Origin of the sequence: Psychrobacter sp. 1Y11 (assembly GCF_052259045.1) — a bacterium.
Taxonomy (GTDB): Bacteria; Pseudomonadota; Gammaproteobacteria; order Pseudomonadales; family Moraxellaceae; genus Psychrobacter.
Map to the genome: position 1 here is coordinate 225,977 of NZ_JBQQER010000003.1, position 15,205 is coordinate 241,181.

Annotated in this window: 12 protein-coding genes; 8 read left to right on the forward strand and 4 right to left on the reverse strand. The window is 45.5% G+C overall.

The window, feature by feature from the left end; genetic code table 11:
• Positions 1-13: 13 nt before the first annotated feature.
• Positions 14-772, reverse strand: coding sequence for a heme exporter protein CcmB (locus ACTXGJ_RS04110; RefSeq protein ID WP_439241758.1), 759 nt, complete (start codon positions 770-772; stop codon positions 14-16).
• A gap of 134 nt (positions 773-906) precedes the next feature.
• Positions 907-1,581: a heme ABC exporter ATP-binding protein CcmA gene (gene ccmA, locus ACTXGJ_RS04115; RefSeq protein ID WP_443565205.1), complete on the reverse strand. Its 675-nt coding sequence runs from the start codon at positions 1,579-1,581 to the stop codon at positions 907-909.
• A gap of 223 nt (positions 1,582-1,804) precedes the next feature.
• Between ccmA and ACTXGJ_RS04120 the strand changes: the two genes are divergently transcribed.
• From ACTXGJ_RS04120 to ACTXGJ_RS04130, 3 genes are all read left to right on the forward strand, one after another.
• Positions 1,805-2,917, forward strand: coding sequence for a hypothetical protein (locus tag ACTXGJ_RS04120; RefSeq protein ID WP_443565206.1), 1,113 nt, complete (start codon positions 1,805-1,807; stop codon positions 2,915-2,917).
• A gap of 83 nt (positions 2,918-3,000) precedes the next feature.
• Positions 3,001-3,783, forward strand: a complete 783-nt coding sequence (locus ACTXGJ_RS04125) for a YbjN domain-containing protein (RefSeq protein ID WP_443565207.1) — start codon at positions 3,001-3,003, stop codon at positions 3,781-3,783.
• Positions 3,784-3,908: 125 nt separating this feature from the next.
• On the forward strand, positions 3,909-4,829 hold the full coding sequence (locus ACTXGJ_RS04130) for a histone deacetylase family protein (protein ID WP_439241766.1): 921 nt from the start codon (positions 3,909-3,911) through the stop codon (positions 4,827-4,829).
• A 23-nt stretch (positions 4,830-4,852) separates the two neighbouring features.
• Here ACTXGJ_RS04130 and coaBC read toward each other — a convergent pair whose 3' ends face one another.
• Positions 4,853-6,205, reverse strand: a complete 1,353-nt coding sequence (gene coaBC, locus ACTXGJ_RS04135; RefSeq protein ID WP_439241768.1) for a bifunctional phosphopantothenoylcysteine decarboxylase/phosphopantothenate--cysteine ligase CoaBC — start codon at positions 6,203-6,205, stop codon at positions 4,853-4,855.
• A gap of 348 nt (positions 6,206-6,553) precedes the next feature.
• Here coaBC and radC point away from each other — a divergent pair, with 348 nt between their 5' ends.
• The gene (radC, locus tag ACTXGJ_RS04140) at positions 6,554-7,237 is read left to right on the forward strand and encodes a RadC family protein (RefSeq protein ID WP_443565208.1); all 684 of its coding nucleotides are present in this window, start codon (positions 6,554-6,556) and stop codon (positions 7,235-7,237) included.
• Positions 7,238-7,535: 298 nt separating this feature from the next.
• On the forward strand, positions 7,536-10,508 hold the full coding sequence (locus ACTXGJ_RS04145; RefSeq protein ID WP_443565209.1) for an acyl-CoA dehydrogenase: 2,973 nt from the start codon (positions 7,536-7,538) through the stop codon (positions 10,506-10,508).
• Between the two features lie 107 nt (positions 10,509-10,615).
• Here the strand turns inward: ACTXGJ_RS04145 and ACTXGJ_RS04150 are convergent, their stop codons facing one another.
• Positions 10,616-11,371: a TSUP family transporter gene (locus ACTXGJ_RS04150; RefSeq protein WP_439241776.1), complete on the reverse strand. Its 756-nt coding sequence runs from the start codon at positions 11,369-11,371 to the stop codon at positions 10,616-10,618.
• A gap of 454 nt (positions 11,372-11,825) precedes the next feature.
• Between ACTXGJ_RS04150 and nhaA the strand changes: the two genes are divergently transcribed.
• From nhaA to ACTXGJ_RS04165, 3 genes are all read left to right on the forward strand, one after another.
• Positions 11,826-13,025: a Na+/H+ antiporter NhaA gene (gene nhaA, locus ACTXGJ_RS04155; protein WP_439241778.1), complete on the forward strand. Its 1,200-nt coding sequence runs from the start codon at positions 11,826-11,828 to the stop codon at positions 13,023-13,025.
• A gap of 91 nt (positions 13,026-13,116) precedes the next feature.
• Positions 13,117-13,689 carry a DUF2799 domain-containing protein gene (locus ACTXGJ_RS04160; RefSeq protein ID WP_439241780.1) on the forward strand — a complete coding sequence of 191 codons (573 nt, stop codon included), beginning with the start codon at positions 13,117-13,119 and terminating at the stop codon, positions 13,687-13,689.
• A gap of 144 nt (positions 13,690-13,833) precedes the next feature.
• Complete coding sequence (locus tag ACTXGJ_RS04165) at positions 13,834-15,189, forward strand: oxygenase MpaB family protein (protein ID WP_439241783.1); 1,356 nt, start codon at positions 13,834-13,836, stop codon at positions 15,187-15,189.
• Positions 15,190-15,205: the final 16 nt, after the last annotated feature.

Genomic DNA, 15,205 nt, shown 5'->3' on the forward strand with positions numbered 1-15,205 from the left:
TAAAGCGCGTTTTTTAATTCAGCCAAGACATCTTCAGCGTCATCGCAATCACCCAAGGCATCACCAGTACTGAGACAATGCTACCGGCTAATAATAAAGCCAAAATAGGTAACCCATTGAGACCGGTCGCAAACAAATCCACGGCGCCCGTCGCAAAAATCAACACCGGTAGCTGCATCGGCAGCGCAATCAGCGGCACTAGCACCGCGCCGTTTTTCAGCGATAAGGTTAAACTACTAGCAATCGCCGAGAGCATCAGTAGCATCGGACTACCAACGATAATCGACGCCATCAAAATACCCGCCTCAAACCAGCTCAACCCAAATAGCGGTACAGCCAATAAACTCAGTAGCGCCACAATTCCACTACTAAAGATCCAATGAATGGTTAGGCGCATCAGTACCCATAACGGCAGTGAGGCTTTGGCGACTACTAATTGCGCGAGCGTGCCATTGTCGAGCGCGGGCTTAAATAACCCATCGATACCCATCACTAGCGACAATAAAGCGGCAATCCACACCGCTGAAACGCCTAAGCGTTGTAAGAGCTGCGGCTCGCTACCAACTGCCAACGGGAACAAAGTAATAATCACCAAAAACAGTACTAGCGGGTATAACCATTGTACCGCTCCTTGCTGCTTGACTTGCCATTCGCGCCGCCACAACTGAGTGAAGCTAATAGCAAGGGCAGCATAACTTATATCGCTAACATTAGCGCCGCTATTATTATTGATACGCTCACTATTTATATTTTGTATGTGGCTCTCCGTCATTCGTTACCCTTTCTAGCCGTTTATTTTATCTATATAGCATCATAGATTAAAGTAATCAGTGTCTAGCCTTGCTATTATTCAAAAACTGTCGCTACCTCAGACAATCACGGTATATCTAAATCCTCATAATCTGATCAATCAGGCTCTGTTATATCAGTATCTGATAAATCATACTCTGACAAATCAAGCATTTGATTGGCCACGCCGACCGCCTGATGACTGGTCATCACTATCGCCCCTCCTGCCGCGGCAAACGCTTGTAAGCGCTGCTGCATTCGCGCCACCATATCCACATCGAGCGCCGTAAAAGGCTCATCGAGTAGCCATAGCGGTGTGACTTCGGGTGTCAATAAATAGAGGCGGGCTAAAGTAATCCGCCGCGTCTGCCCAGCTGATAAATGGCTTGAGCTGACGGTCTCGAAACCTTGCAAGCCTACCCAAGCTAAAGCTTCGTCGATATCATCAAGACTTGGCGCTATACCATATAAATTAAGCAAAAAAGTCAGATTTTGTGCAACAGTAAGGTTGGGATGAATACCAAGTTGATGCGAGATATATAGCGGCTGTATAGGCAAACCGGCGCGGCCTTGATATTCAATCGTGCCAGTTAGCACAGGTAACAGTCCAGCCAGCTGCATAAGTAGTGTGGTTTTACCAGTACCGTTAGCACCAATGAGATGACAAATACCGCCAGCCGCTAACTGCAGATCGACGCCATTACACAAAGGCGTCTCACCGCGCTGCACAGTCACCTTATCGAGCGCTAGCACAGGCGACGTTTGAGTAGCAGAAAAAGATGACTCGCTCATCACAACCTCTTAGTTATTAATGTCTTGGCACAGCTTGAGACGCAAACTCGCAGCGGATTTAAAATATGCTCTAAGTACTTGTTATAAATAGTCCTCACCGACACTAACATTCACCAAAAACATCCGTTACCTTCATGTCATAATACGCTATGCTAATAAAACCACTGCAAACCTATAGTATAACAAATAGTCGAATCTCATAATTCTAAATATGGCTGTAAATATGACCGCAAATATCTCATCAAACACGACATCAGCAAAGCCTTCAAACCACTCTATGCCTAATACTTCACAAGACAATAAACCAAGCCATGATGTCAATAAAGAGCAGCTGCCCATCTCCTCATTGTATGAGCTAATAGAGGCGCAAATTGACTTTATGCAGCAGTGGCTCCTTCAGCAAGCTGAGCCACTGGCTAATGAAGCTTGGCAATGGCTCAGCGCCCAGCCGATGAGTCGATACCTAAGCTACGAGGACTTGCAGCGTCTCATTAATGACTGGCTATTGAGTCAACCAATGACTGAGGTCATGCGCACGGATATTAGAACTATCCTGCAGACCGTTATTTATCATCCTGTTAATGATAATGTGCCGCTAGCTGATCTGGTGGATGAAACGCAAGTGCATACGCTAGCGAATTATATCGGCAGTCATCAGCAGCAGCGTAATGGGCTGATACACGCGCTCATCGGTAATGATACCTTTGCCGATCTGCTGACTCGAACCTTATACCACGCTATCAATGACTTTATGGAGAGCACCCTTGATAAAGCTGGCGGCGTCGGCAAGCTGATGAAAATGGGGCGCAGCTCTTTTGAAAAAGCCACCAATCGTAACTTAGACGAAAAACTACAAACTTACTTACACCGTAATATTAAGGACTTGACGAATAAAGCAGAAGCGAATGCCCAAGCGCATTTGTCCAACGACGAAGTCTCAAGGCTGCTAGTGATGGGCTGGGCCCGTATTAAAGATCAGCCAGTTAGCCAATTAAAAACCTACTTAGATAACGACCCTGATAATGGCAGTATTCATCATATCGAAGCCAGCGTGCAGCAAAGCTATAATCGTCTGCGGCTCTCGCCTTATCTGCGCAGTTTAGTCGCTGCTAGTGTCGAGACTTGGTATGATAACCATCAGGCCGACACTATCGCAGCCTTAGCCGCTAGCGTCAATATTGATGAGCTAGCCGTATCGAAACTCACTCCTACTCTACTGCCTATCATCAATGATGCCATCAATAGCGAATGGCTCAGCGTTCATATGCGGGATATGTTGCAAGCATTTTATAGACAGCCTAATATTCAACAGGCATTAGCAAAAAAAGACGAATAGTCGCTTATTTGCTATTATTTTACAAACGAGAAGATAATGGATTATCTCTGAATTAATTAGCTCAAACTTATAAGACGAAACCTATGGATAGTAAGTCTAAACTCAGCTTATGGCAAAAACTCAAACGGCTATTGACCAGTAGAGCGCCGCAAGACATCAGTTCTGCTGTCAATGTTAAAAATGCTGTCGATGCTGACACTATAAAGCCTGAAAGCTTAAACGCTGAACACAGTGTAAAGGATGATAATAATAAAAACGCCAACCGTGCAGCCGATAATGCCACCACTAGCAGGTCGGCCAAAATCTCTTTAAGCAAAGACTCTGTTACTGGTCCTAATCAGACGCCGATTATCGATTATTTGAAGCTCTATTTTCGTAGTAAACACTGGCATTATACTCACTACAAGCCAAGGATCTCGGACGCTCAGCAGTCACATCATCTATCACTGCGCATGAGGAATCGTAAAATAGATTGCGGCTACTTATTTCGAGTACAAGAAAAAGAGGGTTTACTCGCGGTTTATGGGATTTTACCGTTTTTGATACCAGAGAGTCATCAAAGTGCGGCGATGTTACTGATTACCCAAATCAACTACGATATGATCGTTGGTAATTTGGAGATGGATGTGAATGATGGTGAAATACGCTACAAAAACGCGCTTGATGTCGAAGTATTAGGGCTCGATGACGAAATTATCGAGCATTTACTACAAAGCGTTGTCGCTATGACCACTGTCGCTTATGAGGTGTTTAGTGACTTGCTGAATACGCAAGAGCCTAGCGAAGATATGCCCACCCTATTAGGTGAATTACGCGCGCAAGCGGATGCGCGTACTTTTTTCTTAGCTAGCAAAAAAATGCAATAGCAGCGCTACACAAAACTATGAAAACACTATTACTGCTAAATAAAAACAAACCAAAATCATCGACTGCTACTTTATTAGCTTATCCATTATACCCTTAAATAAACACCGTTATAAAAAGTTGAATTATGTTAAAAATAGCTTATTCCGAAGTTTTTCGTTATTCAGTGCCTGAAAGACACCGCTTCCCTATGCAAAAGTACACCATGATTCCTGAGCGTTTACTGCGTGAAGGTACGATTACTCCCGATAACTTCTTTGCGCCAAAACGGCTGACAGAAGCGGAGATTTTAACTACGCATACGTCGGAATATTGGCATAAGCTCAAGACTCAAACTTTGACTCGCAAAGAGGCGCGACCTATTGGCTTTGAGATGACGGAGGCTTTGGTCGATCGAGGTCGTCATATCGCGCATGCGACTTATGAGTGTGCATTGTATGCCCAACAGTATGGGGTGGCAATGAATGTCGCCGGCGGTACTCATCACGCTTTTGCTGACCATGGTGAGGGTTTTTGTGTGTTTAACGATGTCTGTATCGCCAGCAATTTACTACTAAATCGCGGACAGGCTAATAAAATACTCGTTATCGATTTGGACGTACATCAAGGCAATGGCAACGCCAGTATTATGGCGAATGAGCCTAGAGTCTTTATCTTTAGCATGCATGGCGCCAAAAACTACCCTTTTCGCAAGCAAGTCTCTGACTTAGATATTGAGTTCGATAACGATACCGGCGATGAAGAGTACTTGCAGGTATTAGAGCAGACTTTGCCGCGCCTGATAGCAGAAGTCGCCCCCGATATGATTTTTTATCAATCGGCGGTCGATATCTTAGCCACTGATAAGTTAGGCAAATTAGCCTTGACGCATGCGGGCTGCAAAGCGCGTGATGAGTATGTATTGCAGCAAGCAAAAGACGCCGATACCCCAGTCGCTATCGTTATGGGCGGCGGCTATTCAGAGGATATTGAGGATGTGGTTGAGGCGCACTGTAATACTTTTCGAGTAGCGCAGCGGCTTTATTTTGGTAAAACCGCTAACTCCTAGTTTTTTTGTGCTTACTTATTATGTTAGCTTTTACGGCGTTGCCCCAGCGCTCCGCCGATCAGAGCGGTTAACTGCTCTGCGATCTTATCTTTGCTGGTTTTATCGAGCACCACTGAGTCCTGATCATAGGCTTTGGCAAAAAACACTTGCATAGCATTGTCATCGCTAGCGAAGCCTATATCTGCTCGGGAGACATCATTACAGGCAATCATGTCTAAATCTTTAGCCGCAAGTTTACCACGCGCATAACGTTCAACGTCTTGAGTCTCAGCAGCGAACCCAACCACGAACAGCTCTGGATGCGCCAAAGAAATCGACGCTAAAATGTCTGGGTTTTTAACCAGATCAAGCGACATGGCGTCTTGAGTTTTTTTGATTTTTTGCGGAGCAGCGTCGCGAGTCCGATAATCGGCAACGGCAGCGGTAGCGATAAAGATATCTGCCGATTTAGTTAGACCGCTATCTTCTGTAAAGCTATCCGTCTCCTCACAATCACAACAGTCGCTATGCTCGTGGTCGTAGCTATGCTTATGATCGAACGATAGGGTTGGTATCATTTGCAACGCGCTATGAGTGCCATCGACACACTGCTGCGCGGCGATGAGCATTTGCTCGGCTGACAGAACATCGATGCGAGTGACATTTAGCGGCGTTGGTAGGCTCACCTTACCGCCGACAATGAGCACCACCTCAGCGCCAGCATCACGACAGGCATTAGCCAAAGCAAAGCCCATCTTGCCAGAAGAGTGATTGGACAAATAGCGCACCGGATCTATCGCCTCAACCGTTGGTCCTGCGGTGATAACCACGCGCTTGCCCGTCAAGCGCTGTTCAATAAACTGCTGCTTATGGAACAATTGCACCTCAGCCAACAGCTGCTCAGGCTCAGGCAAGCGCCCAGCACCAACATCACCGCAGGCCTGCTCGCCACTAGCTGGCATAATGATATGATAATTCATATCACGCAAAGTCTGCACATTGAGACTGACCGCCGGATGCGCCCACATTTGCTGATTCATCGCAGGAGCAACGATAACGGGCGCAGTAGTCGCTAAACAGACCGTCGTTAGTAAATCATCCGCCATCCCCATCGCCAGCCGCGCTAAAGTATTGGCAGAAGCGGGAGCGATAATGACTAAGTCGGCCCACTTTGCCAGCTCAATATGCCCCATGCCAGCTTCAGCTTCTTCATCGAGCAGTGAGGTATGCACCTCATTGCCCGTCAGAGCTTGCAAGGTGAGCGGGGTAATAAAAGCTTGCGCCCCTGTGGTCATGATGACGCGCACCTCAAACCCTGCTTTAATCAATAAGCGGGCAAAAAAAGCAGATTTGTAAGCGGCGACACCACCGGTGATAGCGAGTAGAACTTTTGACATAAGCATGACATCGATAGGTAAAAGGTAAAAGAAAAGATAAAATTTGCGCTTATAGTAACAAGTATGAGATAAGTTAGGTAAGGTTTTATAGTGCTATCGATAGCTAAGCCATTTTTATAACTAAAACTATAGCTAGCTTTATGATTAACCTATAGCCGATACATTTTAAAAACGGTATAGCGCTGCTAGTATGAATTTTACGTAGCATCGAAAAAATACAGCACGCCAGTAAAATTTATACCAGTAGCGCTCTTGAACATATGATAGTTTTCATTTCAACTGACTATAACTCAGTTAAGAAACGCGCTCCAAATCTTTCTATGAATCTTAGCGAAGAAAGGAAAAATAATGGCGATCAAGGACTGGCACGAAGACGATAGACCAAGAGAAAAGCTACTAAAATTTGGCGCCAGTCATCTCTCTGACGCTGAGATATTGGCAATATTTTTGCGTACCGGTACCCAATCGCAGTCTGCTATCGAGCTAGCAAGGCACTTAATCGATGAGTTTGGCTCACTTGCCGAGCTATTAGCTGCGCCAAAGGAGGTCGTCCTTGCCTGCCATGGCATTGGTCCTGCCAAATACTCACAAATACTGGCATCGCTTGAGATGGGCACGCGCTACTTAGATAGCAAGCTCAAAACCGGACAAGCGCTAGGTCGCTCGCAAGTGGTCAAAGACTATATTAGCACTCAGCTGCGCGGCGAACCGCGAGAGGTCTTTGCCGTCTTGTGTTTAGATAATGCCTTAAGTCTGCTGAACTTTGAGATACTATTCACCGGCGGTATCTCCTCCTGCTCTGTATGCATCAAACATGTATTACGCCACGCACTCACTCATGCCGCTAGCCAGCTGATAATCGCTCACAACCATCCTCATACCGACTCTAAGCCTTCAGCGGCAGATAATATACTCACTTATGAACTCAAAAAAGCTTGCGACTTATTAGATCTGTCTCTAGTCGATCATATCATCGTTGGCCGCAATGATACGTTGTCTTATGCCGAAAAAGGCTTAGCCCCTTTTGCTTGAATACTCATTATCTTAAATGAGGATTATAAAAGTTATCAGCTATCAGAGGATACATATTCCCGACATAGAACAGCATTTTTATCCTTGATAATTGTCAAGTATTATTTCATATTGAGAGATAAAATCACATTACTGTGTTATTGCAGACTGAAAGTTTGATCGTTAGATTTCTGTTGCAATCATTGCACTCTTTGACGTTATATCGAGAGTCACCTACTGGTGACTACCATAATTTTATAACGACTCTTTATTTATCACTATTTTTTAGTTTTTATTAGCGCTTGTTAAGGAGACCATCATGGCGATTGGTTTATTTATTTTGGCAATACTTATTCAGTTAGCCGTGATTTTGGCCATCTTTTTAATGTCATTATCAAGGGTGACGGGTAGCATAGTCGCTATTGCTACTGTAATAGTGACTGCTTTTATCAGTCCTTGGTCGCTGATTTTGGGGGTGCCTGTCGCCCTATTATGCCTAGTGCTGCTTATTGCTCCTGTCCGGCAAGCGCTCATTACTAAGCCTGTGTACAAAACCTTAGGCGGAGCGATGCCTAGCATGAGTGATACTGAGCGTGAAGCACTCGATGCGGGTACGAGCTGGTGGGAAAAAGAGCTATTTATGGGGGCGCCTGATTGGAATACCTTTGCTGAATACCCTTATCCCAAGCTATCTGCTGAGGAGCAAAGCTTTATCGATAATGAAGTCGAAGAGCTCTGCGCGATGATCGATGAGTGGCAGATTCAACATGAAGATAAGGATTTATCCCCAGAGACTTGGCAATTTATCAAAGATAATAGCTTTTTGGGTTTAATTATTCCTAAAGAGTTTGGTGGTCTAGAATTTAGCTCTTACGCGCAAAGCCTAGTAATGAGTAAGATTGCCTCACGCTCGCCCACAGCGGCGGTCAGCTGTATGGTACCAAACTCGCTCGGTCCAGGTGAGCTGCTCATGCATTATGGTACAGACGAGCAAAAGCAGCGCTGGTTACCGGGGCTCGCCAGTGGTGAGGAGATTCCTTGCTTTGGTTTGACAGGACCAGAAGCCGGCTCAGATGCAGGCGCTATCCCTGATACGGGTGTGGTCTGTTATGGCAATCATGAGGGCAAGCAAGTCCTTGGCCTACGTATGAACTTCTCTAAGCGTTGGATTACTTTAGCACCTATTGCTACGGTGGTCGGTCTAGCCTTTAAGATGTACGATCCAGAAGGTCTACTTGGCGATGCCGATAAGACAGATTATGGTATTACTTGTGCCTTAGTTCCAGCCAGCCACGAGGGCGTTATTACTGGCCCTCGTCATCATCCTAGTGGTTCGCCCTTTATGAATGGCACAGTCGATGGCAGTGATGTCTTTATTCCGCTTGATTATATTATCGGTGGGGTCGAAAATGCGGGGCGCGGTTGGCGGATGCTGATGGAGTGCTTAGGCGTAGGCCGCGGTATCTCCTTGCCGGCGCTCTCGACCTCAGCAAGCGAGATGACTTACCTCTCGGTCGGTGCTTTTGCCAAAGTACGTGAGCAGTTCAAAATCTCAGTGGGTAAGTTTGAAGGTGTGCAAGATGCAACGAGCCGGATGGCAAGCCAAACTTATATGCTTGAAGCCTTTCGCCATCTAGTGACTTGTGGTCTTAATCAAGGGGGTACGCCTTCGGTGATGACTGCTATGGCAAAATACTATGCTACAGAGACCATGCGTGAAGTCGTCAACGATGGCATGGATGTCTTGGGTGGCCGCGGTATCCAGATGGGTCCACGCAACTTCTTATCTACGCCTTATCAAGCTATTCCCGTCTCCGTTACCGTTGAAGGCGCTAATATCTTGACACGCTCTTTGATGATATTTGGTCAAGGCGCTATGCGCTGTCACCCTTATCTATTCGATGAGCTACAACTCCTACAAAGCGAAGATAAGCAAAGCGCTGTTAAAGAATTCGATACTTTGTTTTTTAAACATCTAGGCTATACCTTTAATCGCGGTGCGCGTGCCTTTGTAGCAGGCTATGTTGGTGGTAGTAATAAAGCGCCAAGCTTTGCCGATACCTTCACTCGCCCTTATTACAAGCACATCAACCGCTTGAGTGCTAGCTTCGCACTAACCGCAGACATGGCGCTTGGGCTACTAGCAGGCGACTTAAAGCGCAAAGAGATGCTCTCTGGCCGCCTAGCGGATATCCACAGTCACCTATTTATTGCTACGGCTATTTTGCAGTTTTATGAAAATGGTAGCAAGTCAGCAGCAGAACGCTTGCATGCTGAGGTCGCTCTACAAGATAGCTTGTACACTATCCAAGAAGCCTTTGTCTCTTTGTTTGCCAACTTCCCCAACCGGATAGCAGCAAACGTAGTTAGCTTTGTTACTTTCCCTAGTGGTCGTATCTTTACGCCGACAAGCGATGAGCTAAAGGTGAAGCTTGGCGACACCTTTATGGACGATTTTGAAGCTAACCCGTTCCGCGATTATCTCAAAACTATGGTCTATTATAATACAGATCCTAATGATCCTAATGGCCGCATGGAAAACGCTTATCAAACCTTGCTTGAGGTTGAGCCGTTATGGGAGAAATTTAAAAAAGCGGAGCACAAAGGCGAGTTTGCTGGTCTGACTTTTGAAGATCATGTCGTGCAAGCCAGTCAAAATGGTGATATTACTGAAAGTGAAGCGGAGCAGTTAATCAGTTATAACGGAATCCGTTACGATTCTTTATTGACAGATGTCTTTGATAAGCATCTGCAGCAAGCGCAGGAGCGGGATAATCCTCATAGTCTAGAGAATGCCGTCCATAAGCTTACCGATTATGCAGAGCTCAGTGGTGACGCCGCAGCTAAAAACACGCCATCACCCACTCATGATGAAGCGACACCTAGCTTTCATGAGCAGACCGGTGATGCCAATCCCAATCACGGCTATGAAGAGGATGGTGATGTGGAGATGCTCAGCGAGCACGATACCGTTAAAGAAACTACTGAGCAAACCAACTTTGCGCAAGCTCATCCTGAAGAAGAGGCGCTTAAACATCGTCATCGCGATGCAGAATCTACGCTGAATGAGCGCATGAGCTATAATCACAGTCGTAGTGACGCTCTAAAAACTAATGGCTCTCAAGATAACGATACGGCTTCTATTCAAGACTCGTTCACCAAAGCGGGCGATGCTGCTGAGACCACAGATAAGCCTGCTCATAGTCGTGATCATGGCCTAAGCGATACCAAAACCAGTAAATGGCAAGATGGTCTACGTCGCAGTGAAGCCGATGAAAGCGATAAAGCATAGATAAATAGCTGCTCAACGCCAAAACCAAAAAACTTCAGTCTAAAATAGGCTGAAGTTTTTATTTGCGATAAGTCAGTTGTTACTAGCTAACAATGGCTACGCTTGGCTCAGCCAAAAACGTATTTCGTGATCATAGCTAAGCAAACCATAACAATCATCGGACGAATCAGTTTACTGCCGCCTTTGACCACCATGTGCGAGCCAAAATAAGCCCCGAGCGTTTGCCCAACCATCATCGCGAGTCCCACAATCCAAAGCACGTTACCGCCTAAAATGAAAAATATTAATGAGCCAATATTGGTAGATAGATTGAGCACTTTTGCTGCGCCCGTTGCCTCAACGATCTTTTGGCCTCGTAGCGCTACGTTGCCTAAAGCAAAAAACATGCCAGTGCCTGGACCTAAGTAACCGTCATAAAAGCCAATGAGAGGAGCAGCTACTTTTTGCCACTTGCCCTCAGAGATACGCGGCGCAGCTTCCACCTCACCAAGCTTAGGGGCAAATAAAGTATAAATCCCAATAGCAGCGATAAAAAACGGAATGAGTTTTTCTAGCATATCAGGAGGCGATAGCTGTACGGCAATAGCGCCAATAATTGAACCAATAAAAGCGGCGATAATAGCTGTCTTTATACGAGCTGGTTTCACTACCCCTTTTTTGATCATAGTGAGGGACGCTGCAAGCGCTCCTGATGCCGCTTGTAATTTATTGGTGCCTAATGTCAGCACTGGCGGAATATTAGCAAGCAGCATGGCCGGAATAGTCAGTAAGCCGCCACCACCTGCAATAGCATCAATGAAGCCGGCCAGCGCTGCGACTGCCGTCAGCATTAAGATAATCTCTAAAGAGAGCGATACGTCCATGTCACTGGCCTTATAAATACTTTATGACGAAAGAACTGCTGATTAGCGGTTTTAATGTTATTTAAGCCTCAAGCTCCAGAGACTAGCATGCTCTAAGCCCTGTATTGGTAAAATCGTGGAACAAGACGGTTAAAATAGCTCATTATAGAGTCAAATCGACAAGAAAACCCAAAAGCATGACAAAGTCTGCTAAATTTGTCTAAAGTACTTTATATGCTCTAGGGGTTGACCAATATTTTTTATGATAAAAATAACAAACCATTCTAACTTTAAGTAATTGACCCTAGAAATCAAAAAATTTTTGCTCATTTGTATTGTCTTATAGTGACATTTAATGCATTAAATTTTTTATATTGAGAGATTTGTGAGAAACTAAAGCAAACTATTTGTCACCTTATAAAATATAAGTAGAGCTACTTAAGTTGACAGTATTCATTGAACATATGAGGATGATATGGCAGTAAAAAGATTTAAAGCGTTTCTTGAGCTCGAGGCGTCAGGCGGCATTGTATTAGCGTTAGCAGCTATCGTAGCGATGATTATTGCCAATAGTCCTCTTAGCACTTGGTACGAATCCTTTATTCATGCGCCAGTAGCCATCCAAATAGGTAGCTTTGCAATCGCCAAAGATGCCCATCATTGGATTAATGATGGTTTGATGGCGATTTTCTTCTTTTTGGTCGGTCTTGAGCTCAAACGCGAAGTACTTATCGGTGAGCTCTCTAACGTCAAACAAATCATCCTGCCGGCCGGTGCCGCTATCGGTGGTATGATTTTTCCGGCCATCGTGTACATTTTATTCAATCTAAATAATCCAGAGTACTGGAAAGGATGGGCGATTCCGGCGGCTACGGATATTGCCTTTGCCCTCGGTATCTTAAGCCTGCTTGGCAACCGAGTCCCTAACTCTCTAAAGGTGTTCTTAGTATCGATTGCTATTTTTGATGATATTGGCGCTATTTTAATTATTGCTTTATTTTATACCAATGAATTATCGCTTGGCTCTTTAGGCTTCGCGGCGCTTTGTCTACCTGTTCTATATATTCTTAACCGCCGCAATGTGACTACTATCACCCCTTATATCCTCGTTGGTGTAATCATGTGGATAGCGGTACTAAAATCTGGTATTCATGCCACTTTAGCCGGGGTGGTATTAGCATTATTTATTCCGATGTTTGATCGCACTGATCCTGAGCACTCCCCGCTTGAAGAGCTTGAACACGATCTACAAAATACCGTGTCTTATGGTATTCTACCGCTGTTCGCTTTTGCCAACTCTGGTATCTCACTTAAAGGCGCAGGGTTTGCTGAGTTATTCCATTCTGTACCACTCGGTATTGCTGCAGGCCTATTTATCGGCAAGCAAGTTGGCGTTATGCTCGCTTGTTGGCTGATCTTCAAACTTGGTATTTCAAAAATGCCAAGCGGTATGAACTTCCAGCAAATTTATGGCGCCGCGCTGTTATGCGGTGTTGGTTTTACCATGAGCTTATTTATTGGCGGCCTAGCATTCGGTGGTGGCTCGCCATTATTCGATGAGCGCTTAGGTATTATCATGGGTTCTATCGTCTCTGGTATCGCCGGTTATCTCATGCTCAAAGCGACTCTAAAGGATAATATTAGTAGCACTTCTGTGGACTTGACTCGTCATTAATACGGGGACTAATAATCACTTTGAATAGGCAGATATATCAGACCTAAAGACTTAGCATTTATTAAATAAAGCGGATAAAAGAGAGCTTACTATGCGGCTTACCAAGCTAATCTTTATCGTTGTTAGTAGCGTTACGTTGCTCTCAAGCTGCGCGACGTTATCAGTGGAAGAATGCGTGGTCGGTAACTGGCAAGCTATCGGCTACAATGACGGTGTGGCAGGCTACTCTGCTAATAGGCTTGCCGCGCATTCAAAGGCTTGCGCTAAGGCGGATGTCGCCGTGGACTTTGAATCCTGGGAGCGCGGCCGCCAATTAGGACTAGAAAAATACTGCACTGTGAGTAACGCTTATAATATCGGTCTACGTGGTCTTGAATTAAATAGCGTGTGCCCCGCCAAAATAAGCCGTACTCTGCAAAAAGCCAACCAACAAGGCCGCGAGTATTACCGTTTGAAAAAACAGCTTAGCGATGATAAGGAGCTGCTAGATAAGTACGAGGCAGAGTATATCAAGCTGCGCGATGGTCAAATGCTCGATTTTGAAGACGAAAAAGAAGCACGTCGCTATTTGCTATCTCTGCCGAATGAGCTTCGAAGGCTCGAACGCCAAATAAGCCGCACTGAGAGACGACTCAATCGCTTAGACCATATTGATCCCTACTAACCACGATTCACTCGTTATGTCGTCCGGGCTCAGAACATTCAAACTAGCTGCTGTAGGCGCTTTATGAGGCGGACCCCATCTTGTGAGTGGCAACCTCAATGCTATAATAAAGCTATGAATCCCTATCGAAACGGTGCTGCAAATATGGCTCACTATAACGACATGAAAACAGACGGCTATCAGCATCATGGTCGTAGCACTGCTATTGATGACCATAGTGATCTGCAAGTACTCAAGCGCATTAAGCGTTATTTATTACCCAAAGGTTTTGAGATTGACCTGAAGTTATTGGCTGAGATTGTCGAGGGTTACGACATTGGTGACCCCTTAGCAGATCAACTGGCTGCTGATAATATCCGCTTTGCCAAGCCTTTACAGCAGCTCATCTTGCAAGCAAATACTGGCGATGCTCAGACAAATCATAAGCTATTTGATAACGATAGTATAGAGGGCAATATTCGCTCTCATCCTGGTTTTGTAGCTATGACTGAGCAATTTAGCGCTCATCCTGATTGGTTCGATCCAAAGCTAGCAGAGATTGGCGCTGTCGCCTATCGCCGTTATCCGCTCATGCTTATTTGGTTGCTGCGTAATGTGGCGCTAATGGCAGGCTATAGCATTCCAGCGCTGTCTTTACCGCTGATTCAGACTGGGGCTTTGATGCACGATGCGCTGCCGCGTTTGATGCGTACTTATGCTTATATTCTAGCCGTCTCTGAGCATCCACACCTAAACGACTTTTCTAACAACAAAGCACCCCTCTCACAAGTGTTAGCGATTGGCTCTGAGGGCTGGCGTCAGTCTATTAAGGTGCGGCAAATCCATACCTTAGTGCGACAAAAACTGTTAACCGGCAAACTTACCGCAGCGGATGGGGTGATTAGCGCGAGCGCTCAGCATCATAACCCTGATGGCAGCTGGAATAGCGACTATTGGGGTCTACCAATCAATCAGACCGATATGATTGCTACTCATTTGCAATTCTCTTTACTGATCATGCGCGGCCTGCGCTTGTTAGGAGCACGTATCAGTAGCGAGGAAGCTGAAGGTATCTTACATTTATGGAATCTAGCCAGCTACTGGATGGGAGTAGACTTAAAGCGTTTACCGCAGACTGAAGCGGCGTGTTGGGAGTGGCTTTATACCTACCTATCTATTCAGCAGCTTGACTTTAAGATGGGTCAACCGTTAGCTAAAGCGCTGCACGACTTACCGCGTCAGCTCATGGGCGAGGACAATCGCCGCGGGCGCTTTGTAGAGATGGTCAATGCTAGTGTCACTCGCACTTTAGTCGGTGACGATATTGGCGATGGGCTAGGACTGCCCAAATCGAGAATTCGTTTCGGCGTATTATCCTCAGTGCCGATTCTTTTTGCTCTCGATACTGCACGCCAGCATAATAGCACTATGGCTGCGAAGCTTGAACAGTTCCGCGCTAAGCGCCAAGATAATATGAACTGGTGGCTGAAGAAAAACGACGGCTATTATAAAGAGTCATAGTTGGCGTCTGTTAAAA

Bases quoted from the DNA above. Each gene is read 5' to 3' on its own strand.
- coaBC (WP_439241768.1), bottom strand. From the start codon at position 6,205: ATGTCAAAAGTTCTACTCGCTATCACCGGTGGTGTCGCCGCTTACAAA.
- ACTXGJ_RS04145 (WP_443565209.1), top strand. From the start codon at position 7,536: ATGGCGATTGGTTTATTTATTTTGGCAATACTTATTCAGTTAGCCGTG.
- ACTXGJ_RS04160 (WP_439241780.1), top strand. From the start codon at position 13,117: ATGCGGCTTACCAAGCTAATCTTTATCGTTGTTAGTAGCGTTACGTTG.
- ACTXGJ_RS04120 (WP_443565206.1), top strand. From the start codon at position 1,805: ATGACCGCAAATATCTCATCAAACACGACATCAGCAAAGCCTTCAAAC.
- nhaA (WP_439241778.1), top strand. From the start codon at position 11,826: ATGGCAGTAAAAAGATTTAAAGCGTTTCTTGAGCTCGAGGCGTCAGGC.
- ACTXGJ_RS04150 (WP_439241776.1), bottom strand. From the start codon at position 11,371: ATGGACGTATCGCTCTCTTTAGAGATTATCTTAATGCTGACGGCAGTC.
- ACTXGJ_RS04165 (WP_439241783.1), top strand. From the start codon at position 13,834: ATGGCTCACTATAACGACATGAAAACAGACGGCTATCAGCATCATGGT.
- ccmA (WP_443565205.1), bottom strand. From the start codon at position 1,581: ATGAGCGAGTCATCTTTTTCTGCTACTCAAACGTCGCCTGTGCTAGCG.
- ACTXGJ_RS04125 (WP_443565207.1), top strand. From the start codon at position 3,001: ATGGATAGTAAGTCTAAACTCAGCTTATGGCAAAAACTCAAACGGCTA.
- ACTXGJ_RS04110 (WP_439241758.1), bottom strand. From the start codon at position 772: ATGACGGAGAGCCACATACAAAATATAAATAGTGAGCGTATCAATAAT.
- ACTXGJ_RS04130 (WP_439241766.1), top strand. From the start codon at position 3,909: ATGTTAAAAATAGCTTATTCCGAAGTTTTTCGTTATTCAGTGCCTGAA.
- radC (WP_443565208.1), top strand. From the start codon at position 6,554: ATGGCGATCAAGGACTGGCACGAAGACGATAGACCAAGAGAAAAGCTA.